The sequence below is a fragment of the Methylobacterium sp. J-026 genome, from assembly GCF_022829585.1.
Lineage (GTDB): Bacteria > Pseudomonadota > Alphaproteobacteria > Rhizobiales > Beijerinckiaceae > Methylobacterium.
This window is the reverse complement of sequence record NZ_JAKSYC010000313.1, coordinates 39,476-63,834: the sequence shown is the minus strand read 5'-3', so window position 1 is coordinate 63,834 and position 24,359 is coordinate 39,476. Positions and strand designations below refer to the sequence as shown.

At 71.0% G+C, this 24,359-nt stretch carries 17 protein-coding genes and 2 pseudogenes; 13 read left to right on the top strand and 6 right to left on the bottom strand.

Annotated features, from left to right (window positions below; all coding sequences use genetic code 11):
• Window positions 1-386: pseudogene (locus MKK69_RS26705) on the top strand (outer membrane protein); the annotation flags it as partial.
• A 109-nt stretch (window positions 387-495) separates the two neighbouring features.
• Here the strand turns inward: MKK69_RS26705 and trxA are convergent.
• Entirely contained in the window at window positions 496-819 is a 324-nt protein-coding gene (gene trxA, locus MKK69_RS26700) for a thioredoxin (RefSeq protein ID WP_010682902.1), read from the bottom strand.
• A gap of 243 nt (window positions 820-1,062) precedes the next feature.
• Window positions 1,063-4,554, bottom strand: coding sequence for a double-strand break repair helicase AddA (addA, locus tag MKK69_RS26695; RefSeq protein WP_243972996.1), 3,492 nt, complete (start codon window positions 4,552-4,554; stop codon window positions 1,063-1,065).
• Between the two features lie 115 nt (window positions 4,555-4,669).
• Here addA and minC (MKK69_RS26690) point away from each other — a divergent pair, with 115 nt between their 5' ends.
• The 7 genes and pseudogenes from minC (MKK69_RS26690) (at window position 4,670) to MKK69_RS26660 (ending at window position 8,737) form a co-directional block, all read left to right on the top strand.
• Complete coding sequence (gene minC, locus MKK69_RS26690; RefSeq protein ID WP_243972994.1) at window positions 4,670-5,422, top strand: septum site-determining protein MinC; 753 nt, start codon at window positions 4,670-4,672, stop codon at window positions 5,420-5,422.
• Window positions 5,423-5,607: 185 nt separating this feature from the next.
• On the top strand, window positions 5,608-5,886 hold the full coding sequence (locus MKK69_RS26685) for a CopG family ribbon-helix-helix protein (protein ID WP_243972992.1): 279 nt from the start codon (window positions 5,608-5,610) through the stop codon (window positions 5,884-5,886).
• A pseudogene (locus tag MKK69_RS31270) lies at window positions 5,874-6,165 on the top strand (type II toxin-antitoxin system RelE/ParE family toxin). The gene MKK69_RS26685 and the pseudogene MKK69_RS31270 overlap by 13 nt, the downstream one beginning before the upstream one ends.
• Window positions 6,166-6,616: 451 nt before the next feature.
• Window positions 6,617-7,345, top strand: a complete 729-nt coding sequence (gene minC / locus MKK69_RS26675) for a septum site-determining protein MinC (RefSeq protein ID WP_243972988.1) — start codon at window positions 6,617-6,619, stop codon at window positions 7,343-7,345.
• 28 nt (window positions 7,346-7,373) lie between these two features.
• Entirely contained in the window at window positions 7,374-8,189 is an 816-nt protein-coding gene (gene minD, locus MKK69_RS26670; protein WP_243972986.1) for a septum site-determining protein MinD, read from the top strand.
• The gene (gene minE / locus MKK69_RS26665) at window positions 8,186-8,527 is read left to right on the top strand and encodes a cell division topological specificity factor MinE (RefSeq protein ID WP_243972984.1); all 342 of its coding nucleotides are present in this window, start codon (window positions 8,186-8,188) and stop codon (window positions 8,525-8,527) included. Before minD ends, minE begins: the two co-directional genes overlap by 4 nt.
• Window positions 8,528-8,599: 72 nt before the next feature.
• Window positions 8,600-8,737: a hypothetical protein gene (locus MKK69_RS26660; protein WP_243972982.1), complete on the top strand. Its 138-nt coding sequence runs from the start codon at window positions 8,600-8,602 to the stop codon at window positions 8,735-8,737.
• 18 nt (window positions 8,738-8,755) lie between these two features.
• On the opposite strand, the gene MKK69_RS26655 is transcribed toward MKK69_RS26660, so the two are convergent.
• Together MKK69_RS26655 and MKK69_RS26650 are read right to left on the bottom strand one after the other, a co-directional pair.
• Entirely contained in the window at window positions 8,756-10,192 is a 1,437-nt protein-coding gene (locus tag MKK69_RS26655; protein WP_243972980.1) for a cytochrome P450, read from the bottom strand.
• A gap of 64 nt (window positions 10,193-10,256) precedes the next feature.
• On the bottom strand, window positions 10,257-12,905 hold the full coding sequence (locus tag MKK69_RS26650) for an ABC transporter ATP-binding protein (RefSeq protein WP_243972978.1): 2,649 nt from the start codon (window positions 12,903-12,905) through the stop codon (window positions 10,257-10,259).
• A gap of 439 nt (window positions 12,906-13,344) precedes the next feature.
• On the opposite strand from MKK69_RS26650, the gene typA reads away from it, so the two are divergent.
• Together typA and MKK69_RS26640 are read left to right on the top strand one after the other, a co-directional pair.
• Window positions 13,345-15,168: a translational GTPase TypA gene (typA, locus tag MKK69_RS26645; protein ID WP_243972976.1), complete on the top strand. Its 1,824-nt coding sequence runs from the start codon at window positions 13,345-13,347 to the stop codon at window positions 15,166-15,168.
• Between the two features lie 167 nt (window positions 15,169-15,335).
• On the top strand, window positions 15,336-15,572 hold the full coding sequence (locus MKK69_RS26640) for an RAG2 PHD domain containing protein (RefSeq protein WP_243973001.1): 237 nt from the start codon (window positions 15,336-15,338) through the stop codon (window positions 15,570-15,572).
• 192 nt (window positions 15,573-15,764) lie between these two features.
• Here MKK69_RS26640 and MKK69_RS26635 read toward each other — a convergent pair whose 3' ends face one another.
• A complete protein-coding gene (locus MKK69_RS26635) occupies window positions 15,765-16,922 on the bottom strand; it encodes an AAA family ATPase (protein WP_243972966.1) in 1,158 nt (385 codons plus the stop codon).
• Between the two features lie 91 nt (window positions 16,923-17,013).
• Window positions 17,014-17,997, bottom strand: a complete 984-nt coding sequence (locus MKK69_RS26630) for a polyphosphate kinase 2 family protein (protein ID WP_243972965.1) — start codon at window positions 17,995-17,997, stop codon at window positions 17,014-17,016.
• 95 nt (window positions 17,998-18,092) lie between these two features.
• Here MKK69_RS26630 and MKK69_RS26625 point away from each other — a divergent pair, with 95 nt between their 5' ends.
• From MKK69_RS26625 to MKK69_RS26615, 3 genes are all read left to right on the top strand, one after another.
• The gene (locus MKK69_RS26625; RefSeq protein WP_243973000.1) at window positions 18,093-18,680 is read left to right on the top strand and encodes a histidine phosphatase family protein; all 588 of its coding nucleotides are present in this window, start codon (window positions 18,093-18,095) and stop codon (window positions 18,678-18,680) included.
• Window positions 18,681-18,791: 111 nt separating this feature from the next.
• The gene (locus MKK69_RS26620; protein WP_243972963.1) at window positions 18,792-22,862 is read left to right on the top strand and encodes a Pls/PosA family non-ribosomal peptide synthetase; all 4,071 of its coding nucleotides are present in this window, start codon (window positions 18,792-18,794) and stop codon (window positions 22,860-22,862) included.
• A 328-nt stretch (window positions 22,863-23,190) separates the two neighbouring features.
• On the top strand, window positions 23,191-24,345 hold the full coding sequence (locus tag MKK69_RS26615) for a diguanylate cyclase (protein WP_409564895.1): 1,155 nt from the start codon (window positions 23,191-23,193) through the stop codon (window positions 24,343-24,345).
• Window positions 24,346-24,359 lie beyond the last annotated feature (14 nt).

The following is a 24,359-nucleotide window of genomic DNA, read 5'->3' as shown; positions in this document are numbered from 1 at the left end:
GGCACCGTGCGCGGCCGCCTCGGCTACGCCTTCGACCGCACCCTCGGGTACGGCACCGGCGGCTTCGCACACGGCTCGGGCAGCGCCGATCACTCCTTCGGCGGTTACGGCGGCAACGACAGCTTCCGCACCGGCTACGGGGTCGGCGGAGGCGTCGAATTCGCGCTCACCGCCGAGTCGTTCCTGAACTTCTTACGCTCCTCGGCCGTGACGCTCAAGGTCGAAGGCCTGTAAGTCAACCTCGACCGCAACACCCGCAACCAGGGCGCGTTCGTCATCAACGCCGCCAGCAACTTCCCCGCCGTCTACAGCAGGGCATCGGCCGCCGCTCCGACGAGTTCGCCGTCGTCCGCGCCGGCCTGAACTACAAGTTCGGCTCGTGCTAAGACCGAACGAACGGTCCCGGGCATCGCCCGGGACCGCAGGAAACGGGTCCCGAAATCGAGAAAGCCCGGCCTCGCGGCCGGGCTTTCTTGTCGTGTTCAGTCGGCGCGCTCAGGCGGTCTGGGCGCCGATCCAGCGGGACAGATCGCCCTTGGGGGCGGCGCCGACCTTCTGGTCCACCCGCTCGCCGTTCTTGAACAGCAGCAGCGTCGGGATCGAGCGGATGCCGTACTGGGCGGCGATCTGCGGGTTCTCGTCGACGTTGACCTTGGCGATCTTCACCTTGCCCTGCAGGTCGGTGGCGATCTCCTCGAGCGCCGGGCCGATCTGACGGCAGGGGCCGCACCATTCAGCCCAGAAATCCACCACGACGGGCTCGGCGGACTTGAGAACGTCCTGCTCGAAGCTCGCGTCGGTTACCTTCACCGTCGCCATAACGTCACCTTTCGGAAGTCGCCGCCCGTCGGGCGGCGTCGGACGGGCAGGGGCCCGCGCGGTTCCGTCAGAATTGGCGACGGCCCGCCGCCCGGTCAAGAAGCCGGCTCCGCTGCGAGCGGGATGCCGAACCGCTTGCGCAACCGGCCTGTGCGCTGGCGCATGTGCCGCACCGCCGCCGGGGACAGCAATGGCGCCGCCACGTCTGGTCCGAGGGCGGATCCCGCCGCGGCGCGAAGTGGCTCAAGCCGCGATCCCGGCCCGCGCGAGCGCCGCCGCGATATCGTCCGAATCAAGCATCCGGATCACCGGGCCCGAGGTCCAGATCAGCATCGGGCGCACCGTCCGGCCGGGATAGATCTGTCCGAGGAGCCGCGCGTAGAGGGCGATCTGGCCGGCCTCGGCCGGGGGCAGCGGCTCGTCCGCCTCCGGCGGGCGCCCGGTCTTGAAGTCGGCGATCCGGACGGCGTCGGCCGTCACCGCGAGCCGGTCGACTCGCCCCTGGACCGTCCGCTCGGTGCCGCCCGCCTGCACGCGCCCGGCGAGGCTGACCTCGGCCCGGGCATCGGGCGCGAAGAGGGGCGCCAGTTCCGGATCGTCGATGATCCGCAGCACCGATCGGACGATCGCGTAGGAGGCGGGGCGGGGCAGCCCGGGCGCCCGCGCCCGCACGAATGTCAGCCCGGCCGCCTCCCGGCGCGCCGGCTCGACCCGGGGCAGGTGCTGCAGCAGGGCGTGGATCAGGATGCCCCGCCGCCGGGCCTGGGCGTCGGCGAGGCGCGGCGGCGGCACCCGGGCGCCGTCCGCAGCCTGGAGCGCGCCCGACGGATTCAGCGGCGCGACCTCCGGCTCCGGCGGCACGGGGCTGCGCAACCAGCCGGGCTCCGGATCCCGGGGGGCGGGCGGGGGCGGGGTCTCGCGTGCGCGGGCCGCCTCCTCACCCTCCTGCCACAGGGTCGCCGGCCCGTAGGATTGCTCCACGATCCTGCCCGCCCCGAGCGTCGCTTCGAGGCCGGCCCGGATCATCCGGCACCACGCCGTCTCGGTCTCGCGCTCGTGGCCCCGGAAGGGCGCCACGATCAGGCGGTCAGCGGCCCGGGTCATGGCCACGTAGAGCAGGCGGTTGTGCTCCTGCCGCGTCCGGGCGAGCAGGGCCGCGCGGGCCGCCTCGGTGGCGGCACAATCCTGCGTCTTGCCGCTCGACCAGACCGGCGGCACGGCGGCACCCGGCTCAGGCAGCGGCAGGAGCGGCGGATCGTTGCGGCCGAGGGGTTCGCAGCCGTCGAGGATCACTACGACCGGCGCCTCCAGACCCTTGGCGCCGTGGACCGTCATGACCCGGACCTCGTCGCGCCCCGAATCCAGGTCGCGCTTGACCGTGTGCCCGGCCTCGGCCCCGACATAGCGGGCCAGGAAGCCGCCCAGCGATGGGGCATCCTCGCCGGACTCGGCCTGGGCGGCGGCGGCCAGGAACACGTCGATGGCGTCGCCCGCCTCGCCCCCGAGCCGGGCGACCAGCTTGGCCCGTCCGCCCAGGGGGCCGAGGAGCCGCGCGTAGAAGCCGAACGGGCCGTGGCGGCCCGCCAGCGCGATCCATTCCGACAGGGCCGCGATCCCCCGGGCCGCCGCCGGATCGCCGGAGGCGGCATGGCGTTGCAGGGCGTCCTCCAGGGTCTCCGACAGGTCCCGGCGGGCGGCGATCCGGACCAGATCCGTGTCGGTCAGCCCGACGAGCGGCGTCTTGAGCGCGGTGGCGAGGGTCAGGTCGTCGGCCGGCAGGAGCCCCGCCCGGCCGGCGGCCACGAGGTCGGCCACCGCGATATGGGCCGAGACCTCCAGCCGGTCCTGCCCGGCCACCGGCACGCCGAGGCCCTTCAGGGCGCGGATCACCTCCTCGAAGGCCGGCCCACGCTTGCGGACCAGGATCAGCACGTCCCCGGGGCGCCAGACCCGGCCCGTGGCGTCGCCCCCGGTGATCCAGCTCCGCACCGCCTGCGCCACCCGGCGGGCGGTGACGATGGCCGGCGCGCTGGTCTCCGGCGCGTCCACCGGGGCGGTCCAGGCGTCGGGCTCGGCCGCCGGCTCCGGCTCGGCGATCGGCCACAGCTCCACGGCCCCCGGCGCCCCCGGACGGGCGCTGGCATGCACGGTCCGGCGCACCGTATCCTCGAAGGACAGGCCCTCGTTGTGCGCGTCGAGGGCGAAGACCGCGTCGACCGCCCGGAGAACGAGGCTCGTCGAGCGGAACGACAGGGTCAGCGGCACGTCCTCGAAGGTTAGGCCGGCCGCGCGCGACTCCGCGATCCAGGCCGCCCGGGTCAGGGCGAATTCCCGCGGCTCCGCGCCCTGGAAACCGTAGATCGACTGCTTCGGGTCGCCCACCGCGAAGCGGGTGCGGCCGCCGGTGCGCGCGCCCTCGCCGGCGGTGAATTCCTGGGTGATCGCCCGCAGGATCGCCCATTGCTCCGGGTTGGTATCCTGCGCCTCGTCCACCAGGACGTGGTCGATACCGCGATCCAGCTTGTACAGGACCCAGCCGGCCCCGACCCGGTCGAGCAGATCGAGGGCCTTGTGGATCAGGTCGTCGAAGTCGAGGGCGCCGAGCCGCGCCTTCTGGGCCTCGACCCGGCGGTAGATCTCGGCGGCGAGCTGGAACAGCGCCTGTGTCCGGGCATGGGCCCGGGCGGCGCGCAGGCGGTCGAACAGCGGCTCCAGCCGGTCGCGCTCGGCGATCAGCGCGTCCTTGGCGGCGGCCGGGACGCCCTTGGTGCCGAGGCTGCCATCGGCCTTCGGCTCGTCCTTCTGGGTGAAGAACACGGCCCGGTACAGGGCCAGGGCCTCGGCGCGGTCTGGCAATCCGGCGGCGCGCGCCCGCTCGGATTCCGCGGTCGCGAGGGCGTCGGCCAGCTTCTCGTCATTCGCCTTGCCGGTCCGCAGCGCGGCGATCAGGCCGGCGCGGTCCTCCGGCCGGCAACCGGCGCCGCCCTCCAGGATCGCGGCCTCGATCCCTTCAGCGGTCTCCTCGGCGGCAAGCCCCAGCGCCCCGTGCAGGCGTGCGAAGGCGTGCTCCAGGCCGGCCCTGTCGCCGATGAAGCTCCGCGCCCGCATCGCGGCGCGGATCGCCGTTCGCAGGGCATCGCCCGTCGCCTCGGGGGCGACCCGCGCCAGGGCGGCGCTCAGCGGCGTGTCGCCGTTCGAGACCGCGTCGCCCAGGACGTTGGCCATCTCGATCTCGAAGATCTCCCGCGCCTTGGTCTCGTCGAGCACCACGAACCGGGCCGGGACGTTCGCCTCGAACGGGAACATGTGCAGCAGCCGCTCGCACAGGGCGTGCAGGGTCTCGATCTTCAGGCCGCCCGGGGTCTCGACCGCCCGGGCGAAGAGCCGCCGCGCCATCCGAAGGCGTTCCGCATCGGCGCGCTCGCCGGTGAGCGCGGCGAGTTCGGCCGCGAGGGCGTCGTCGTCGAGGGTCACCCAGCGCCCGAGGAGCCGAAAGACCCGGATCGCCATGTTGGCGGCCGCCGCCTTGGTGAAGGTCAGGCACAGGATCCGCCCGGGCGGGGCGCCGTCGAGCAGCAGCCGGACCACCCGGTCGGTGAGCACCTTGGTCTTGCCGGCGCCGGCATTGGCCGAGACCCAGACGGAGGCACGCGGGTCGGCCGCCCGGCGCTGGTTCGCCTGGGTGAGGGGATCGACGACGAAGGGGGTGACGGCGTGGGTGCGGGCGCTGTTCAACGGTCCGGTCCGGCTCGACTGCCATCTCTCTCTACAACAGAAACGGCCCGGGGGCCCGCGCAGGGCGTCACACCGGGCGTTGTGGGATTGCCCCGGGCGCGGCGCCGCCGCATGGATGCAGGCGACCCTTCCGCGACGCCGATATACGCCCGTGACCCAGCCGACATCCGAGCCGGCGCGCCCGCCGATCCGCTTCCGCGGCCGCTCCTTCATGGCCACCGTCCTGGCGCCGGTGCCGCCCGTCGCCGATTGGCTCGGCGATCTCGACGCCCTGAACCGGCGCGCGCCCAACTTCTTCGCCGGGCGCCCGGTGATCCTCGATCTCGCGGGCCTGCGGCTGACGCGGGAGGATCTCGATGGCTTGCTGGCGGATCTCGCCGCCCGCAACATCGCCATCCTGGGTGTCGAGGGGGCGCCGCCGGCGCTCCTCGGATCCGGGGCGCCCCCGGCCCTGTCGGGGGGGCGCCCGGCCGGCGAGATCGCCACGCCGGGCGAGGAGGCTGCGCCGGCCGAGCCTCCGCCCAAGGAAGCCGTCCGATCGCTGATCCTCGACGCGCCGGTGCGGTCGGGCCAGACCGTGCTGCATCTCGAAGGCGACGTCACGGTGCTCGGCGCCGTGGCCTCGGGGGCCGAGGTGATCGCGGGCGGCTCGATCCACGTCTACGGCGCCCTGCGCGGCCGGGCGATCGCGGGCGCCGCCGGCAACCCGACCGCGCGGATCTGGTGCCGCCGCTTCGAGCCGGAACTCGTGGCGATCGACGGCCTCTACCGCGCCGCCGACGACCTCGACCCTGCCTTCCGCGGACAGGCTGTCGAGGTGCGGCTCCTTGAGGATGCGATCAAGCTCAACCTGTTCGAGCGGGGGTGAGCGGAGCATCGAGACCGCCGACCGATCGGCCGCGGCCCAGGGGGTCCTTCACCGCGCCCGCCCGGACGGTTTCGCCGTCTGAAGGCCAGCATCCCGACCGTCGGAACGCTGGGCGTCCCCAGCCGTGGACCGGCCGTTCGAACGGGTATCGTGTTCCGAGGCATTACCTCAGCAGGGGGCCTATCATGGCCGCGCTGACCTCGATCAAACCCGACGACACCCTGAAAGGCCAAGTCCAGCATCTGGCCGAGATTTGCCGCCGCGCGCCGCATTGGATCATGCGTGAAGCCATCATGCAGTACGTCGAGCGTGAGGAAAAACGCGGATTGCTGCGGCAGGCAACGTTGAAGGCCTGGGACGACGCCCAGGCGACCGGCCTTCAAGCGACAGCCGAGGAGGTCGAGACCTGGCTGGCGAGCTGGGGGACTGAGGGCGAGCTGCCGCCCCCGGAATGTCACACGTAGTCTTCGCCGCCAGGGCACTCCGTGACCGCGAACGGCTCCGGGCGTTCCTGCGTCCAAAGAATCCCTCGGCTGCCAAACGTGCCGGTGAAGCGATTATTCAGGCGGGTGCAGGATCTGCGCGCGCATCCCCGAATGGGCCGGCGGATCGAGGACCTGCCCGAAGAAGACCGGGACTGGCTGATCGATTTCGGGGACAGCAATTATGTGGCCCGCTATCGCATTGACGACGATGTGATCACGATCCTGGCCGTGCGGCATCAGAAGGAGGCGGGTTTTTAGGACCCGTTGCCGCGACCGGTTGAGCCGATCCTTCAGCGCGTTCGTCGGCGGAGCCCGACCCCCAGAGAGTTCACCAGTTCGCGGGCCTTAGATCCCGCGAGTCGCCGAATAAAACTTTCAATCGCAGAGCGCGAGACACGCCACGTTTCAGCTGGTCGCTCATTCCCGCTCTGGGGCCGCTCCGGCGGCATGCTGAACGAGGGCGATCTTGAGAAATGCTCGGCCCGGGAACGGCTTAGCCGATCCCGACGCAGCCCGCCGATACGCCGGGTCGGCGCACGGCCTTGGGAAGATCGCAAGTTGTAGAGTGCGCTCGGTCGCGCCTCCGCCCGGAGCGTAGTGTCCGCCGATACCAGGATCCCGGCAGAATTTGCCGACCGGATCCAAACCTTAACCCTTCGGTAACCATACCCCCCGTCAATGGTCCGGTAAGGACTCTTAACGGGCCGACATGAGCGACACCCTCACCGAGCCGACCGACCCGGAGACCGCCCCCGCGGCGGCTCCTTCCGCGCCCCGGCCGCTCAGCCTGCGCGGGCGGGCCTTCAAGGCCCTGGCCCTCTCCCCCGAGCCGCCGCTCCGCGAGTGGCTCGCGGGCCTCGACGCGGTCCTCAAGCGCTCGCCAACCCTGCTGAAGGGCCGGGCCGTGATCCTGGACTGCGCCCAGCTCAATCCCGAGCCGGATGCCCTCGAGATGCTGATGCGTGAGCTCAAGGCCCGCGGCATCGCGGTCCTGGGGATCGAGGGGACCGACCGGGCGGTCGACGCCCTGCCGCCGCTCCTCGTCGCCGGGCGCCCGTCCGACCGGGTCGAGATCCCCGCCGTCCCGGCCGAGCCGGCGCGGCAGGTGGTCACCTCGATCACCGTCGAGGGCTCGGTCCGCTCCGGCCAGAGCGTGATCAACCCGACCGGCGACGTCACCGTGATGGGCTCGGTCTCCTCGGGGGCCGAGATCCTGGCCGGCGGCTCGATCCACGTCTACGGCGCCCTGCGCGGACGCGCGATCGCCGGAGCCGCGCGCAACCCGCGCGCACGAATCTACTGCCGCAAGTTCGAACCCGAGTTGCTGGGGATCGACCGCCTCGTGCGGACGGCGGAGGACATGGGCACGGCCCTGCGCGGCAAGGCCGCTCAGGTCTGGCTCGATGGCGGCAACATCCGAATGGCAAGCTTGGACTAGCAAGCTCTGGATCAAGGGAGATCGACGCGTGGCAAAGGTTCTCGTCGTCACATCGGGCAAGGGCGGCGTCGGCAAGACGACGACGACCGCGGCCCTCGGAGCGGCCCTGGCGCAGGGCGGGCAGAGCGTGTGCGTCGTCGATTTCGACGTGGGCCTGCGCAACCTCGACCTGATCATGGGTGCGGAGCGCCGGGTCGTCTACGACCTGATCAACGTGGTCAACGGTGACGCCAAGCTCTCGCAGGCGCTCATCAAGGACAAGCGGGTCGACACCCTGCACCTGCTCCCGGCCTCGCAGACCCGCGACAAGGACGCGCTCACCGATGCGGGCGTCGCCCGGGTCATGGAAGAGCTCCGCGAAAAATTCGACTGGGTGATCTGCGATTCCCCGGCCGGCATCGAGCGGGGCGCCCAGCTCGCGATGCACCACGCCGACGTGGCGGTGGTCGTGACCAACCCCGAGGTCTCCTCGGTGCGCGATTCCGACCGGATCATCGGCCTGCTCGATTCCAAGACGGCCAAGGCCGAGAAGGGCGAGGAGATGGAGAAGCACCTGATCCTCACCCGCTACGACCCGTCCCGGGCCGACCGCGGCGACATGCTCAAGACCGAGGACGTGCTCGACATCCTGTCGATCCCGCTGCTCGCCATCATTCCGGAGAGCCAGGAGGTGCTGCGCGCCTCGAACCTCGGCTGCCCCGTCACCCTCAACAACCCCCTCTGCGCCCCGGCCCGCGCCTATGCCGACGCGGCGCGCCGGCTGAAGGGCGAGGAGGTGCCGATGAGCCTGCCGGTCGAGCGCAAGTCGTTCCTCGACAAGCTGTTCATGCGGAGGGCGGCATGAGCATCCTGGGGATCTTCCAGAAGCGCAATTCCGGCACCGTCGCCCGCGACCGCCTGCAGCTGATCCTCGCCCATGAGCGGGCCGAGTCGGGGCGTCCCGACCTGGTGATGCAGCTCCGCGACGAGATCCTGGCGGTGATCGCCAACCATGTCTCGGTGGAAGCCGACAAGGTGAAGGTCACCCTGGAGCGCGGCGAGGGCGTCTCGACCTTGGGCCTCGACATCGAGCTTCCGCTCGGCGTCTCGGCCAAGCTCGATGCGAAGCTGGCGGCCAAGCTCGCCGAGGTCGCGGCCAACAAGGGGGGCTCGAAGTCGGCCTCCTCCAAGAAGGCCGCTTGAGCCGGGCCGGGATCGGCCCCGCCGGCCTACCAGAGTGCGCGTCGCGCCCGGTCCGCCGGGTGCGGCTTCGCCATGTCGGAGCCTCCGCCGAACCGCGACCCGACCCGTCCGCGCCACGTCTCCGTCGGGGAACCGAACGCCGACGAGCGCCTGCTGGACGCGTCTCGCGCGCAGGTGAAGTCCGGCCGCTGGCCGATGCGCGGCCGGTGACTGCGACGATCACCCACCTCAGGGCCTGACCGGATCCCGCGGGATCAGCCGGAAGCGGGCTGCCCTGTCCGGCTGGGTCGTGACCACCGCCTGCGGCAGCACCGGCTCGTGGTCGTCCAGGACGAGGCGGAACCGGACCAGCAGCAGCGCCAAAGCCAGCACCGCCTCGCTGAGCGCGAATTGCGCGCCGATGCAGACGCGCGGACCGGCGCCGAAGGGTAGATAGGCGAAGCGCGGCGGCGTCGGCGCGCCCGGCAGGAAGCGGCCGGGATCGAAGGCCTCCGGATCCGACCAGAGCGTCCGGTGCCGATGGAGGACCCAGGGGCTCACCATCACGATGTCGTTCTTGTTCACCGGGTGGCCCGCCACGGTGTCGGGGCCGAGGGCCCGGCGGACCACCACGAAGGCTGCCGGGTACAGGCGCAGGGTCTCGTCGATGACCGCGCGGGTCAGCGGCAGCCGCCCGTCGCCCTGGCAGCCGGTCGGGTCGGCGAGATCGGCGCTGCGCGCCTCGGCGGCGACGCGCTCCTGCATCTCCGGGGCCAGCGCCAGCAGGTAGGCGGCCCAGAACAGGGTGCCGGCCGTGGTCTCGTGGCCGGCCAGGATCATCGTGGCGACTTGGTCGCGCAGTTCGGCCGGGGTGAAGGCGGCGCCCGTATCCGGATTGCGCGCCGCTGTGAGCAAATCCAGCAGATCCCCGGAGCCGGCATGGGACCGGTCCGCCTGCTGGCGCGCCGCGATGATGCGGTCGAGGAACGGGATCCAGCGGCGGCGGAAGCGCGCCCGCGCCCAGTCGAGCGGGACCGGCCAACCCGGCGGCGTCACGATGTCGAGCAGGTGCGGCCGGCCCATCCGCACCGCATATTCGGCGATGAACCGGCGCAGCTCGGCGCCGTGCTCGTCCATGCCCACCGAGAACATGGCGCGGCCCGCCACTTCGAGGGCGAGCCGGTAGAAGGCGTTGAACAGGTCCACGGGCCCCGCCGCGGCCTCGGCGGCGATGTGATCCAGCCCCTCCGTCACCGCGGCCGCGATGTGGGGCACGAGGCCGTCGATCGCCCGCGGCGTGAAGGCCGGTGCCAGGGTCCGGCGCTGGTGGCGCCACGCCGCGCCCTCGCTGATCAGGAGCCCGTCGCCCAGGATCGGGCGCAGGATCCGGGTCGTGCCGGTGGTGCGCGCGTAGTTCGCCTGATTGTCGACCAGGACCCGGCGGATCGCCTCCGGGTCGTTGAGGACGAAGCTCCACCGGCCGAGCAGGCCCCGGCGGCTCACCGGCTCCTCGTAGGCGCGCCGGGGGAAGCCATCGAGGCCGTTGTCGCGGATCGAGCGCAGATAGGCCGCGATCGGCAGCTCGCGCTCCGGCGGTGCCCGGTGCGGCGGCACCACGCGGGGCAGGCCCGCGAAGCTCGGGGTCGTCCGGGCCTGGGTCACGGTCGCGTCCGAAAGAACGGGCATGGCGCCATCCTGTGCCGGAGACGGGCGGACCTGTAAACCGCCGCGCGCGCCGGTCACGCCGACGTCATTCCGCGGCGGCGCGCAGGCGCGCCTCCGCCTTCTTGAGCGGCAACCGGGCCGGGAACCGCGCGGGATCCGCCTCGGCCGACAGGCTGGCGATCACGCTCGCCTGGGGCAGGGTGGCCGCCGCGACGGCGAGCAGCGTGTCGACGCCGTGCTCCAGATGCTCGTCGACCCGGTCGATGACCAGCACCTCCGGATCGCGCAGGATGGCCCGGGCGAGGCCGATCCGCACGCGGACACGCTCGGTCAGCAATTGCCCGCGATTGCCGACCTGCTTCTCCAGGCCCCGGCGCTGGATCGATCGCTCGAGGTCGAAGGCGCGGAACACCGCCCGCGCCTCCCGTTGGATGATCGCCTCGCCGTGCATCCGGGCCGTGTCGATGCGGCCGAAGAGCAGGTTGTCGAGCACGGTGCTGCGCGGATTGATCCGGTTCGGGTCGTAGGATTCGATGTCGCAGCCATCGTCGCCATGCATGAAGCCCTGGACGACGTTCCGCGCCCCGACGATGCGGTTCTTGAGCGCCTGGTCGAGCAGGCCGAAGCGCATCCGCGGCTCCACGTAGGCGAGGGCCAGGGCCAGGAAGGCCACGCTGTCGGCTTCGCCCAGGCGCCCGTCGCCGGGCAGGCGCGCGAGCCGGCGCAGATAATCCGGAAGGGCGTCCGGGGTGATCAGCGAGAACCGCCGGAACAGCGGATGGCCGGGCGGAACGTCGGCGAAAATATCCTTGAGGTTGCTGGCGATGGCCACGCCCATGCGGTCGAGTTCGTCGAGGAGCTTGGCCCGCTCAAGGGCGGCGCGGAACAGGGAAGTTCCGGCCAGGCGGTGCGGATCCATCAATGTCGGGTCGCGCGGCACCCCGAACAGCAGGTTCTCCCCCACGGTCGCCTGATCGTTGTAGCTGCCCCGGGCGAAGGGGATCACGAGGTCGGCGAGACCCTTCTGGACGAAGTGGGTGCGCAGGTGCTCCCGGGCCGCGATCATGCGCTGGCCCGCCGGCGTATCGTGGGTGACCGAGCTGAGCGCGCTGAGGCCGAACCGGTAGAGCTCGTCGCCGAGGTGGAGCCGGCCGACCAGGTCGAGGAGGCGTTCGTCGAGATCCTCCGCGTTCCGCGCCCCGAGCTGCCGGTAGTCGATCCACGGATCGTCGACGCTGTCGCACGGGTTGCCGGTCTTCACCGCCTCGTTGATCCGCGTCTTGCTGAGGTCGAGGCGGCCGGTCCGCAGGGGCCGGATCCGCAGGCCGTAGAGGATGTTGTCGCGCACGGTGCCCGGAAAGAGCACGGGGTCCGGACCGGCGAAGGCGATCCGGTGGGCATGGACGGGGCGCGGCAGGATCGACAGGTCGTGTTCGCCGATCCGGATCGTTCCGTTCGAGGCCGTCTGCAGACCGGCGAGGACGCGGGCGAATTCCTGCGCCACCGGGCCGGGGGGCACCAGGGCGATACGCTCCGGCAGCCGCATTTCGAAGTCGCCGACCTCGATCGGCGGGCCGCCCTGCGGATCGCGCAGGGCCAGACCCTCGACCTTGAGCGGGCTGCCGAGCGGCGGGGGCGTCTCCTGAAGCTCGGCCTCGCCCGGCCGGAGGCGTTGCGGCCCGAAATGCGCCGCCACGGTCTCGTACTTCACCTCCACGTCGAGGCGCTGCTGATCCCAGTCGATCAGTTCCTTGAGGGGCGGCGGCAGGTCGCGATAGGCGGCGAGAACAGCCACGAGCTGGCCGATATCGAGTTCGCCCTTGAGGGCGAAGTAGCCGCCGATCGCGTAGAACAAGAACGGGGTGATCTGGGCGAGCAGGTTGTTGAGGTATTTGACCGCGAACTTGCGCCGGTAGATCCGCAGGCGCAGGTCGTAGAGGCTGTAGAGCCGGCCGCCGATCTCCGCCCGCTCCCAGCGGCCGGTATCGTTGATGACCACCGCCGGCAGGCCGTCGAGCACCTCGGCGACGCGGCCGGCGAGGTTGCGCGAGGCGATCTGGCGGCGGCGGCTGAGGCGGATGATCTCGCGCCGCAGCCGCGGGATCACGATCATCTGCACGCCGACCATGCCGCCCGCCGTGAGGCCGAGCCACAGGTTCTGCATCATGATGAAGATGAGCGCGGTGGCGGCCTGGGTGCCCAGGAACACCGGCACCACGATCGCGTCGCCGATGAAGGAGCCGATCGGCTCGACCTCGTCGCGGATGATCGTGGCGGTCTCGGACGATTTCACCTCCCGCTGGGCCTCCGGCGAGAAGCGCAGCATCAGGCTGAACAGCTGGAAGCGCAGGCGCCGCAGCATCCGCTCGCCGAGAATGCCCTTCTGAAGGTTGATCCAGAACTTGAACGCGCCGTTGATCAGCACGAGGCCGAGGAACAAGGTCGACAGGCCGAGCAGCAGCTCGAAGCGGTCGACCTGGAACCCCTCGAACAGCCGCGTCGTCCCGCCACCGACCAGATCGGGCCAAGACACGGTGATCTCCAGGAACGGCGCGGTCGCCTCGCCGTGGGAGAAGGCCTTGCCGGTGATCGCGTCGTTGACGATGCGCTTGGGCAGGTCGAGGGAGGCGAAGTAGAACGGCAGGGAGGCCAGGACGACGGCGCAGATCCGGAACTGTTCGCCCTTCGAATACCGCCAGATGTATGGGAACAGCCGCGGCTCAAGCGCGCGCATGGGTTCGTTCCCACGAGGAGCTGTCACAACGGAGGTCATGCCGAATCGCCGTACCCATGCGAGGGTTCTGGGCCGATACGGTAACCGAGCGGTTCGATTTCATCCAATCACCTCAGGACCGCTCCCATAGACCGCCCAATCCCGCTCGGGGTGTCACGGATCCGTCATATAGGGTGCCGGTTGGGCCCCGGGTCGGCATGAACGGTCGGTCTGCCCCTCCCGCCGGTCTTGGCTGCGGCCGAGGGGTTTGGACGGGTTCACGCCGGTACCGGACTCCGCCATGGCGCGGTTCAGCGCATCCGCCATGTCGAGGGTGGCCTTGCCCCAGGGCGCGCGTCCTTATATTGCGACGCAACCATCACGACTCCGTACCTGCACCGGCGCGGACGGCCGCGCCGCGCGGCCGCCAGGGAGCCGGCACAACCCGTTTCGGGCCGCCATGAATCTGCGCAACATCGCCATCATTGCCCACGTCGACCACGGCAAGACGACCTTGGTCGACAAGCTGCTGGCCCAGTCCGGCACCTTCCGCGAGAATCAGCGGGTCGAGGAACGGGCGATGGATTCGAACGACCTCGAGAAGGAACGCGGCATCACCATCCTCGCCAAGGCGACCTCGGTCGTCTGGAAGGACACCCGCGTCAACATCGTCGACACCCCCGGCCACGCCGATTTCGGCGGCGAGGTCGAGCGCATCCTGTCGATGGTCGACGGCGTGATCGTGCTGGTGGACGCCGCCGAGGGCCCGATGCCGCAAACCAAGTTCGTGGTCGGCAAGGCCCTCAAGATCGGCCTGCGCCCGATCGTGGCGATCAACAAGGTCGACCGTCCGGACGCGCGGATCAACGAGGTCGTGAACGAGGTGTTCGACCTGTTCGCGGCCTTGGACGCCACCGACGAGCAGCTCGATTTCCCGATCCTCTACGGGTCCGGCCGCAACGGCTGGATGGCCGAGACCCCGGAGGCCGACCCTGCCGTGGGCCTCGAGCCGCTGTTCGACCTCGTGCTGAAGCACGTGCCCCCGGCGCGGGTCGACGAGGGCCCGTTCCGGATGCTCGGCACCCTGCTCGAAGCCAACCCGTTCCTGGGCCGCATCATCACCGGCCGCATCGCGGCGGGCTCGGTGAAGCCGAACCAGCAGATCAAGGTCCTGGACCGGACCGGCAAGGTCGTGGAGACCGGCCGGGTCTCGAAGATCCTCGCCTTCCGCGGCCTGGAGCGCGCGCCGATCGAGATCGGCGAGGCGGGGGACATCGTGTCGATCGCCGGCCTGATGAAGGGCACCGTCGCCGACACCTTCTGCGATCCCCAGGTCGACACCCCGATCCAGGCCCAGCCGATCGATCCGCCGACCGTGACCATGTCGTTCATCGTCAACGACAGCCCGCTCGCCGGCACCGAGGGCGACAAGGTCACGAGCCGGATGATCCGCGACCGCCTGTTCAAGGAGGCCGAGGGCAACGTGACGCTCAAGATCGAGGAGGCGGCCGACAAGGATTCCTTCTACGTCTCGGGCCGCGGCGAGCTGCAGCTCTCGATCCTGATCGAGACCATGCGCCGCGAGGGTTTCGAGATCGCCGTGTCGCGCCCCCGCGTGGTGTTCGAGCGCGACGAGGCCGGCGGCCTGCTCGAGCCGATCGAGGAGGTGGTGATCGACGTCGACGAGGAGCATTCCGGCGTCGTCGTGCAGAAGATGTCCGAGCGGAAGGCCGAGATGCTGGAGATGCGGCCCTCGGGCGGCAACCGCCTGCGGCTCGTCTTCCATGCCCCGACCCGCGGCCTGATCGGCTACCAGGGCGAATTGCTCACCGACACCCGCGGCACCGCGATCATGAACCGGCTGTTCAAGGCCTACGAGCCCTACAAGGGCGAGATGCCGGGCCGGCGTAACGGCGTGCTCATCTCCAACGACCAGGGCGAGGCCGTGGCCTACGCCATGTGGAACCTGGAGGATCGCGGCCCGATGATGATCGAGCCCGGCTGGAAGGTCTACCAGGGCATGATCGTCGGCGAGCACAACCGCGAGAACGACCTCGAGGTGAACGTGCTCAAGGGCAAGAAGCTCACCAACATCCGCACCACCTCGAAAGACGAGGCCGTACGCCTCACCCCGCCGATCCGGATGACCCTGGAGCGCTCGCTGGCCTGGATCCAGGACGACGAGCTCGTCGAGGTGACGCCGAAGTCGATCCGCCTGCGCAAGGCGGTCCTCGACCCCAACGACCGCAAGCGCGCCGAGCGGTCTAAGGAGAACGCGGCCTGAGCCGATCGCCCGGCGATCGGACGTGAACGGAAGGCAACCGGGCGCTCAGGTCCGGTTGCTGATGCGGCCCTTATGCCGGATCCCGATCGGGTCCATCGAACCCTTATGCCAGCGTCTCTAGCTTGGCGTGGTGGCCCCGAGAGGCCCGTGTGAACCCCCTGACTCCGATGTCCGTCGCGTTGAACCCGCTCCAACCCGCCCTGCCGGCCGCCTCCGGGACGCCGCTCTCCTATCTCGTCGGCCAGGACGGCGAGGGCCACTGGGTCGCCGTCGAGACCGGGGGACGGGCCGGTGGCATCTTCCGCAGCCGCCAGGACGCGATCCGCTACGCCTGCCTCGAGAGCGGATGCCGCCCGGACGCGGTCCGGATGGCGGCGGGGCCGATCCCGTTCCGGCTGTCCTGACGCGATTCGCTGAACGGGGAACGCGCGCCACATCCTGCATGGGGTGCGCGGCTTTCAGTAACCGTATGTGGGCCGGCGCTGGGCCGAACCTAAAGAATACGCCGGTGGCACGGCGTTCCGCATGGTCCCGCGGAGCACCGTGTTCCTGAGCCCGTGCGGGCGGGCCGCGTTCTGACGCCGGTTCTGCCCGGATCAATCCTCCTCCTCCGCTGCGGCGAATTCCCCCGACAGTTTCAGCCCCGCGATCCAGGTCTCGCCGTCGCGCTTGATGACGGTTCGCGGCCGGGCATCCCCGTGCTCCGCGATCCCCTCCGCCAACCGCTCGGAATGCGTGACGAGCCAGACCTGGGTGCGCTCCGCCGCCCGGACGATCAGGCGGGCCAGCGGCTCCATCAGGTCGGGATGCAAGCTCGTCTCGGGCTCGTTCAGCGCGATGAAGGGCGGCAGCCGGTAGCCCAGGAGGGCGCCCGCCAGGGCGAAGTAGCGCAGGGTCCCGTCCGACAGTTCCGGGGCCGTGAAGACGCGCCCCGGGAAGTCGGGGACGCTCAAGCCGAAACGCGCCTCGCGGTCCGGCTCCGGGACGACGAGCCGGGCCCCCGGGAAGGCGCCGTCCACGGCCCGATCGAGCTCGACCGTGTCCTGCCGGATATGCACCAGGGTGGCGAAGACCGCGGCGAGGTCGGAGCCGTCCGAGGCCAAGGTCGGCGTCGTCACGGCGAGGCACGGCCGCCGCAGGGGCGATTCGGCGTCGCTTCGGAACGTGTGATGGAAGCGCCAGGCCGTCAGCGCCTGGCGGACCAGGGCGACCTCCGGATGGCCGGCAGCGTCGAGGACGCTGCCGAGCACGGTCTCGGTGGGCAGCAGGTCCGCGCCGAGGGACCGCTTCCGGCCGTCCTCGTCCCGGGCGAAGCCGGTGGGACCGTCGCGGTCCAGCATCACCGCCGCGCGGCCGCCGGTCCGGACCGTCAGGCGCTCGGCCTTGACCTGCGGCTCCTGGCGGAAGGCGGCGCCGAGCGTGCCGTTGCTCCCCTGCGGCACGAGCCCGACCTCGACCGCGTAGGCGAAGTCCTGGCCGGTCCCATCGTCGCGCAGGGTCGCCGACAGGCGGATCCGGGCGGGCTCGCCCTGCCGGCGCCGGCCGGCCCACAGCGCCGAGTTCATGCCGCCCTCCGCGGCGAGGTCGCGGGCGAGGGTGCCCCGGGCCGCCGCCTGCAGCAGTTCGAGGGCCCGGTACAGATTGGTCTTGCCCGTGCCGTTGCCGCCGACGAAGACCGACAGGCCGTCGACCGGGAATCCGATCCGCCTCAGCGAGCGATAGCCCGAGACCGCCACCTCACGAACGACCAGCATCCCCTGTGCCCCCCCGCTTTCGACGCCTGCAGGATGCCCGATCCCCGGGCACCCGGCCGCGACGGTGCGGCCAGCGTCTCAGGAAAGGCTTTTAGTCCGGTATCGTCAGGTCCGCGATCCCCGCGGGGGCTTCCGGGTGGCGCGGGTCCATCGCCTCCAGCGTGTCCGCCACCGTCCGGGCCACCACGTAGTTGCGGAACCACTTGTGGTCGGCCGGCACCACCAGCCAGGGAGCCTCTGGCGTGGAGCAGCGGGTGAGGGCATCCGCAAAGGCCCGCTGGTAGGCGTCCCAGGACTTCCGCTCGACGAGGTCGGCCGGTTCGAATTTCCAGCGCTTGTGCGGATCGGCGATCCGGGCCTCCAGGCGCTTCTTCTGCTCCGCCTTGGAGATGTGGAGGAAGAACTTGAGCACCGTCGTGCCGGACTCGGCGAGCAGATGCTCGAACTCGTTGATCCGGCCGTAGCGGCTCCGCCAGACCGCATCCGGGACGAGGCCCTTCACGCGCACGACGAGCACGTCCTCGTAGTGGCTGCGGTTGAACACGCCGATCATGCCGCGCGCCGGGGTCCGGGCATGGTAGCGCCAGAGGAAATCGTGATCGAGCTCGTCGCGCGAGGGCACCTTGAACGCGCTGACGGTGCAGCCCTGCGGGTTCACGCCCTTGAGCACCGATCCGATGGTCCCGTCCTTGCCGCCGGTGTCGATCGCCTGGAAGACCAGGAGCAGGCTGCGGCGGCGCTCGGCGTAGAGGCGTTCCTGCAGGTCGACGATGCGCGCGCGCTCTTTGGCCAGCGCCCCCTTCGCCCAGTCCTTGTCGAGCCCGCCATCGGCCCCGGTGTCGACGGCCGCCAGGTCGAAGGGCGCGCCCGGCTTGACCGCGACGATGCCCTGTGCTGGGCGGATCGGCCCCGGCGGGCGGCCACCCGGCGGTGCCGGCTCGGTTCCCGACACAGTGCCGGACTGGCTGGCGGTGGACGGTCGGTCCGCCCATTCCGATCCGTGCAGGTCGGCCCTCTCTGTCACGCCGTCGTCATGCCCCTGGCCGCGATGATGCTTGCCGTGCTTCTTCGACATGGGCAGGACCTGTTTCCGGACGTTGCCGACCGACGGCGAGAACGGGCGGCAGTCTGAGCCGTTCCGAGGGCCGGGGCAGGACGGGGTTGAGTCGGTTGGTCACCATCTACTTCATCCGCCACGGCCAGACCGACTGGAACGCCGAGGGGCGCCTCCAGGGCGGGCGCGACATCGACCTGAACGCCCAGGGCGAGATCCAGGCCGCCGCCGTCGCGGCGCGCCTCGCCGCCGCGGCGGGTCCGAGGCTGGCCGATGCGGATTTCGTCGCGAGCCCGCTCAAGCGGACCCGGCGGACCATGGAGATCCTCCGGTCGGCCCTCGGCTTGCCATCGGAGGCGTACCGCACCGATCCACGGCTGCGCGAGATCAGCTTCGGCAATTGGGAAGGCTCGACCTGGGCGGAGATCCGCCGCCGCGATCCAGTCGGCGCCGCGGGACGCGACCGGGACCGCTGGCACCATCGTCCGCCGGGGACCGGCGGCGAGAGCTACGCCGCCCTGGTCGAGCGCGTTGGACCCATGCTCGCCGATCTGGAGCGGGACACGGTCGTCGTCGCCCATGGCGGCGTCGCGCGGGCGGCGCTCGTGGCGCGCGGCCATCTCGACATCTACACCGCGCCCCGCATCGGCATACGCCAGGGCGAGGTTCTGATCCTGGGACCCGACGGCTGGCGCTGGGGTTGATCCCGTGCGCCGGCGCAGTGCAAAGCCGCCTCGATAACGGCATGATCGGCGGGCTATAGGGCAGCCGGCACGATGGGCGCCGGCTCGAGTGACCGGCCAGCGGAGCAGCGGATGAGCGACGTCGCCGAGAAGACCCGGGCCGGCCCGGCGGCCGGGGAGCGCGAGCGTGCCGGTCCCGGGGCGGCGGTTCTGCGGGGCGCGCACCGCCCCGACCTGATCCGCGATGAGGTGCTGGCCGAGATCTTCCTGGACTCGGCCCGGTCCCGGCCCGAGCATCCCTGCCTGGTCGACGGCGACCGCGTCGAGGCGGGTGGCATCCATCCGCACCTGACCTATGCCGCGGTCGCGGCCCGCGCCGGCCGGATCGCCGCCGGGCTTGCCCATCGCGGCATCGGGCCCGGGGACGTGGTCGGCCTCTGGATGGCCCGCGGCCCCGATCTCCTCGTGGCGCAGATCGGCATCACCCTGTCGGGCGCCGCGTGGCTGCCCTTCGACGCCGAGGCGCCCGCCGACCGGGTGGGCGTGTGCCTGACCGACGCCGCCGCCAAGGCGCTCCTGGTCTCCCCGGCGCTGCGCCCCTCGGCGCCCGCTGCCGCCCCGGCCCTGACCCCGGCCGATCTCGACGCCGCGACCCCGGCCGACGCCCCGGTGCCGGACGCCCGCAGCAAAGGCCTGACGCCGGAGCACCCCGCCTACCTGATCTACACCTCGGGCTCGACCGGCGTGCCGAAGGGCATCGTCATCAGCCACGCCAATATCTGCCACTTCCTGCGCTCGGCCAACGCCCTCTACGGGATGCGCGCCGACGACGTGGTGTTCCAGGGGGCCTCGGTGGCCTTCGACCTCTCGATGGAGGAGATCTGGGTCCCGTACCTCGTGGGCGCCACGCTGTTCGTGGCGAGCCCGGCCATGATGGGCGACGTGGAATCCCTGCCCGGCATCCTGGAGGCGGAGCGGATCACCGTCCTCGACACAGTGCCGACCCTGCTGGCGATGATCTCCGGCGATTTGCCGACCGTGCGCCTGATCCTGCTCGGCGGCGAGGCCCTGCCCGAGCCGCTGGTGGCGCGATGGGCGACCCCGGCGCGAAGCCTGTTCAACACCTACGGGCCGACCGAGGCGACCGTGGTGGCCACCGCGGCCGAGATGCGGCCCGGCGAGCCGGTCACCATCGGCGGCCCGATCCCGAATTACTCCGTCTACGTCGCTGGCGAGGATCTGAGCCTGCTCGGGCGCGACCAGCCGGGGGAACTCCTGATCGGCGGCCCCGGCGTCGCCCGCGGCTACCTCGCGCGCCCCGAACTGACGGCGGAAAAATTCATCGCCAACCCGTTCGCGTCCGACGGAACCGATCCGATCCTGTACCGCTCGGGCGACGCGGTCTCCCTCGACGCCGCCGGCCGGATCGTGTTCCACGGCCGGATCGACGATCAGGTCAAGATCCGCGGCTTCCGCGTGGAGCTCGGGGAGATCGAGGCGCGGATCCGGAGCGTGCCCGACATCAACCAGGCCGCGGTGGTGCTGCGGCAGGACGATGGCGTCGACCGCCTGGTCGCCTTCCTGATCCCGGAGCGCGGCCACACGATCGAGACCGCCGCCCTGCGCCGGATCCTCGCCGGGCAGATGCCGCCCTACATGGTGCCGGGCCATTTCGAGGTGACGGAGACGCTGCCACGCCTGACCTCGGGCAAGGTCGACCGCAAGGCGCTGAAGATCGCCCCGCTCACCGTGGTCTCGGCCGACGGCGAGCAGGAGCCTCCGGCCAACGAGACCGAGGCCGCCCTCGTCGCCGCCGCCAAGCAGGTGTTCGGGAACCAGCCGATCCCGCTGACGGGGGATTTCTTCGCCGATCTCGGGGGCCACTCGCTGCTTGCCGCCCGGTTCGTCTCGGCGGTGCGCGAGAGCCCGGCGCTGGCCGGCATCACCCTCCCGGACGTCTACGCCCTGCGCACCGTGCGGGCGATGGCCGATGCGCTGATCGAGCGGACCGGCGGCATGGGCGCCGCCGCGTCCATCCGCGACCTGAGCTTCGCGCCGCCGCCGCTCCTGCGCCGGGCGCTGTGCGGCCTCGCGCAACTCGTCGCGCTGCCCGTCGTGATCGCGCTCGCCACCGCGCAGTGGCTCGGCATGTTCGTGACCTATCTGCTGCTCACCGGCGGCGGGCTCAGCTTCTTCGCCGAACTCGGCGTGCTGCTGCTCGTCTACGTGGCGATCAACGGCGTGACCGCGGTGGTGGCGGTGGCCGGCAAGTGGCTGATCCTGGGCAAGACCAAGCCGGGCCGCTATCCGCTCTGGGGGACCTACTACTATCGCTGGTGGCTGGCGCAGCGGCTGGCGCCCCTGGTGCACGTCAAGTGGCTGCAGGGCTCGCCGGCCATCGCGATCTACCTGCGCCTGATGGGCGCCCGGGTCGGCCGCGACACCCTCATCTCCGACATCGAGGTCGGCGCCCCCGATCTCCTGACCATCGGCGACGGCGCGTCGCTCGGCGGCCGCCTCGTCATCGCCAATGCCGAGATCATGGGCAACGAGCTGGTGATCGGCCGCGTCGAGATCGGCGCCGATGCGGCGGTGGGCACCTCCTGCGTGATCAGCCACGACACGGTGATCGGCCCGCAGGCCGAGATCGCCGATCTCACCACGATCCCGGCCGGGACCCGGGTCGGGCCCGCCGAGGCCTGGGACGGGTCCCCCGGCCGCAGGGTCGGGATGGCCGACCTTTCCGCACTGCCGGAACCCGCCGACGCCTCGTGGACGCGGCGGGCCGCCTTCATGGCCGCCTATGTCGTGCTGCTCGGCGTGATCCCGGCGGTGGGCCTGCTGCCGATCTTCCCGGCATTCTTCATCTTCGATCAGATCTCGGACTCGCTCTCCGACATGACCGATATCGACTATCACTGGTACCTGCCGATCCTCACCTGGCCGACCGCCATGCTGATGACCGCCGGCACGGTGCTGCTGATCGCCGGCATCCGCTGGGTCCTGCTGCCGCGGACGCGGCACGGCACCTACTCGGTGCACTCGCTGTTCTACCTGCGGAAATGGTCGCTGGCGCTCGCCGTCGAGGTGACGCTGGAGACGCTCTCGTCGTTGTTCGCCACCGTGTACATGCGGGCCTGGTACCGGATGATGGGCGCCCGGATGGGCCAGGGCGCGGAGATCTCCACGAATCTCGGCGGCCGCTACGACCTCGCCGATGTTGGGCCCAAGAACTTCATCGCCGACGAGGTGGTGTACGGCGAGGAGGAAATCCGGCGCGGCTGGATGCACCTGGAGCCCACCCGCACCGGGGCCCGGGTCTTCGTCGGCAACGACGCCGTGGTCCCGCCCGGGGCGATCATCCCCGACGACGTGCTCATCGGCATCAAGTCGAAGCCGCCCGCGAACGACGCCATGAGCCCCGGCGAGACCTGGTTCGGCTCGCCGCCGATCCGGCTGCCCGCCCGCCAGCGGATCGATCTCGGATCGAACGCTCAGACCTACGAGCCCGGGCTCTGGCCGAAGATCCGGCGCGGCGTGTTCGAGGCCTTCGCGACCTCGTTCTCGCCGATGCTCTACATCACCCTCGCGATCACGGTGATCGATTGGTACTTCTACCCGGCGATCCTTGAGAAGGATTGGTCGGGCCTGGCCTTCAGCTTCGTCGCGGCGAGCGTCGCCATCGCGCTGATCCAGTCCGCGGCGGTGATCGCGATGAAGTGGCTGCTGATGGGCGTCTACAAGCCCGGCATGCAGCCGATGTGGTCCTGGTGGGCCATGCGCACCGAGGCCATCGCGGTGGCCTATTGGGGGCTCGCCGGCAAGGTCCTGCTGGAGCATCTCCAGGGCACGCCGTTCCTGCCCTGGGTGCTCAGGCTGTTCGGGGTGAAGGTCGGCAAGGGCGTCTGCATGCTCACCACCGACATCACCGAGTTCGACTGCGTGACGATCGGCGACTACGCCACGATCAACCGGGTGTCGGCGCTCCAGACCCACCTCTACGAGGACCGGATCATGAAGATCGGCCGGGTGATCGTGGGCAAGGGCGTCTCGGTGGGGGCGTTCTCGACGGTGCTGTACGACACCAAGGTCGGCGACTTCGCCCGGCTGCGCCCGCTCACCATCGTCATGAAGGGCGAGTCGATCCCCGCCAACACCGAGTGGGAGGGCGCCCCCGCGGTCCCGGTGATCCACGTCGCCTGACCGTGCGCGCATCGTCCCGAAGGGTGCCCCCCTCTCGAGACGATGCCCGCCGCAGGGGTGAGGGACACTTCGGCATTGCGCGCCCACGCGATCTCAGGCTTGGGCGGAGGCGGCCGAACGCGTCGCGCGCGTCCCGGACTCCAGTGCCGTCTTGCAATTGTGAGTGGTCGCGCCGCTCAATTGCGAGCCAATACAGGCATAGGATTCGGTTTTCGGACAGTCTAAGCTCTGCTGATATCTGTCTTCGCTGATTCGCTGCCGCCTGTGCGCGAACACGGCAGAGCGGGACGGGACCCCCGTAGTCGGCTTGTGGAGATCGATGGACGGCCTGCATCTTGATCCTGCGACCCTGCTCATCGTCAATTCCACCATCACGCTGCTGGTGGGATTGCTGTTCCTGACGACGTGGCGGCAGGCGCCCGAGGTCCGGGCGCTTGCCCTGTGGGGGGCCGCGCATCTCGTTGGGGCGGCGGGCTCCGCCGGCCTCGCCCTGAGGGGGCAGATCCCCGACCTGCTCTCGATCGGCCTGTCCAACGCCGTGGTGCTGAGCGCCTACGGCCTGATCTGGAGCGGTGTCCGCGCCTTCGAGCGTCGGCCTCCGCGCGTCGCCGTGGCGATGGCGGGCGCTCTGGTCTGGTGCGCGCTCTGCCTCATCCCGGACTTCTACGCGTCGCTCGTGCTGCGCATCGTGTACGCCTCCGCGGTGGCGACGGTCTATTGCGGCGGTGCGGCCCTGGAGTTCTGGCGCGGCCGCGGGGAGTGGCTGGCCTCCCGGATCACGGCCGCCGCCGTGCTCGGGCTGCACGGCGCCTTCTATCTCGTGCGTATTCCCTCGACGCTGCTGGCGCCGCCGCAGCTCGGCACGACCCCGCTGGCCTCGCCCTGGGTGGCGATCCTGTGTTTCGTCACCATGCTGTTCTCGATCGCGTCGGCCTTTACCCTGATGGCCCTGGTCAAGGAGCGGGCCGAGCGCGAGCAGCGCGTCGCCGCGTCCACGGATCCGCTCACGGGCGTGCGCAACCGCCGGGCCTTCGCGGAGGCGGCCCACAGGGCGCTCGCGAACCGGGAGAGTGGGGCGCTGCTGCTCCTCGACCTCGACCGGTTCAAGGCCGTCAACGATCGCCACGGGCATGCGGTCGGCGACGCGGTGCTGGTCGGCTTCTGTGCCATGGCGACCGCCCTGCTGCCGCCGGACGCGCCGCTGGGCCGCCTCGGGGGCGAGGAATTCGCCTGCTTCCTGCCGGGGGCCTCAGCCGCGGAGGCCCTGGCCCGGGCCGAGGAACTGCGCCGAACCTTCGCCGGCCTCGCCGTGCCCGAACTCCCCGAACTGCGCGTCAGCGTCAGCATCGGGATCGCCCAGACCCGCGACGGAATCGGGTTCGACGCGCTGATGCGCCGGGCCGATGCCGCGCTCTACGTCGCCAAGAACAGCGGTCGCGACCGCGTCGCCGTGGCCGAGATCGCCGCCGTGCGGGCCGCCTGAGGCCGGCGTGGCTC

What these genes read in the sequence shown, in the direction of transcription:
- MKK69_RS26660 (WP_243972982.1), top strand. Translation starts at nt 8,600, where the DNA reads ATGTCGGAGCCTCCGCCGAACCGCGACCCGACCCGTCCGCGCCACGTC.
- MKK69_RS26685 (WP_243972992.1), top strand. Translation starts at nt 5,608, where the DNA reads ATGGCCGCGCTGACCTCGATCAAACCCGACGACACCCTGAAAGGCCAA.
- MKK69_RS26650 (WP_243972978.1), bottom strand. Translation starts at nt 12,905, where the DNA reads ATGCGCGCGCTTGAGCCGCGGCTGTTCCCATACATCTGGCGGTATTCG.
- MKK69_RS26655 (WP_243972980.1), bottom strand. Translation starts at nt 10,192, where the DNA reads ATGCCCGTTCTTTCGGACGCGACCGTGACCCAGGCCCGGACGACCCCG.
- MKK69_RS26620 (WP_243972963.1), top strand. Translation starts at nt 18,792, where the DNA reads ATGAGCGACGTCGCCGAGAAGACCCGGGCCGGCCCGGCGGCCGGGGAG.
- minC (WP_243972988.1), top strand. Translation starts at nt 6,617, where the DNA reads ATGAGCGACACCCTCACCGAGCCGACCGACCCGGAGACCGCCCCCGCG.
- MKK69_RS26635 (WP_243972966.1), bottom strand. Translation starts at nt 16,922, where the DNA reads ATGCTGGTCGTTCGTGAGGTGGCGGTCTCGGGCTATCGCTCGCTGAGG.
- minE (WP_243972984.1), top strand. Translation starts at nt 8,186, where the DNA reads ATGAGCATCCTGGGGATCTTCCAGAAGCGCAATTCCGGCACCGTCGCC.
- MKK69_RS26640 (WP_243973001.1), top strand. Translation starts at nt 15,336, where the DNA reads ATGTCCGTCGCGTTGAACCCGCTCCAACCCGCCCTGCCGGCCGCCTCC.
- MKK69_RS26630 (WP_243972965.1), bottom strand. Translation starts at nt 17,997, where the DNA reads ATGTCGAAGAAGCACGGCAAGCATCATCGCGGCCAGGGGCATGACGAC.
- typA (WP_243972976.1), top strand. Translation starts at nt 13,345, where the DNA reads ATGAATCTGCGCAACATCGCCATCATTGCCCACGTCGACCACGGCAAG.
- trxA (WP_010682902.1), bottom strand. Translation starts at nt 819, where the DNA reads ATGGCGACGGTGAAGGTAACCGACGCGAGCTTCGAGCAGGACGTTCTC.
- minC (WP_243972994.1), top strand. Translation starts at nt 4,670, where the DNA reads ATGCAGGCGACCCTTCCGCGACGCCGATATACGCCCGTGACCCAGCCG.